The 1045-nt window shown below is 45.2% G+C and carries 2 protein-coding genes; both read right to left on the bottom strand.

Features of this window, described 5'->3' with window-relative positions:
• Window positions 1-201 (bottom strand): hypothetical protein (locus tag MOZ60_RS11535; RefSeq protein ID WP_370596797.1); only part of this gene is annotated, 201 nt, incomplete at its 3' end.
• A 41-nt stretch (window positions 202-242) separates the two neighbouring features.
• The coding region (locus MOZ60_RS11530; RefSeq protein ID WP_370596796.1) for a C40 family peptidase at window positions 243-1045 on the bottom strand (803 nt) is incomplete at its 5' end.

Here is a 1045-nt window from a genome sequence, read left to right as displayed (position 1 = left end):
TGAATGGGAACCCGTTCTATCACTGACTGCTTCCGGAGCCTTCAGCTTTTCAGCAGGTGCTGCTGTCTCACTCTGACTTGTACTTTCCGGTGATACTGTTGGCTGCGCTTCTTCTGCTTTGACACTGTTTGTATTCAGTACAACCGCAGCAATAGCACCTGCAATTAAGATTCCTGACTTGTATCTCTGCTTCACTTTCATATTTCCTTTTCCCCCTGATGAAATACATTCATTGCAGAAAATCAGTTAAACGGTCTGGCAACGCCATAGATATACCCGTAAGTACGCCAGTACATTGAATGTGTCGTAACTCTCGGCGGCCAGGAATCAATGACCTGTCCGTTTCCAAGATAAATGGCAACATGAATAATGATTCCATTCTGCGCATAGAAGATCAGATCACCACGCCGGATATTGTTTACAGAAACATGCTGCATCGGTGTCTGGAAGAACAATGTACGAGAATCATATTCATTCTGCGGCTGCGCATGATGAGCAGGTGTTGCGGGAGATGGATCAAAACCAGCAGCCAGCAGACACTGCATGACAAGACCGCTGCAGTCCGCATATCCACCAGGCTGCTGTGAATAGCAGGCTCTCCATACCGTGCCAACATAATCATAAGCTCTGGAAATCATTGCCTCGATTCTCTCTGAAGAAGAATTCAGGTTACCCGTTTTCATCGGACTGATGTAATAACCGGGCTGATAAATCAGCTGCGGCCCATTTGTCTGCTTGGCATCCATAACACCTGAAGCATTCAAATGATAAAAGTAATTGCCGGCCTTTAACCATCCATTGGATTTCATGATACCAGTAGATGTATCAAAATAATATCCAACCCCATTAATCCATTGTTCACCATACTGCATTGCACCATTGATGGCATTGAAGCAATAATAGTTTCCATTGATCAGTTGCTTGCCAAATACCATGTGGCCGGCACCGTCATAGTATACTTTCCGTCCATCCGGTAATGTGACAAACCCTGTCCGCATACTGCCATCTGCCAGATCGAAGAAATACCAGTATCCTCCGATATTCT

Source organism: Grylomicrobium aquisgranense (genome assembly GCF_033971865.1).
GTDB lineage: Bacteria > Bacillota_I > Bacilli_A > Erysipelotrichales > Erysipelotrichaceae > Bulleidia > Bulleidia massiliensis.
Note: the sequence above shows the minus strand (reverse complement) of the source record. Positions and strands in the feature narration are given on the sequence as shown.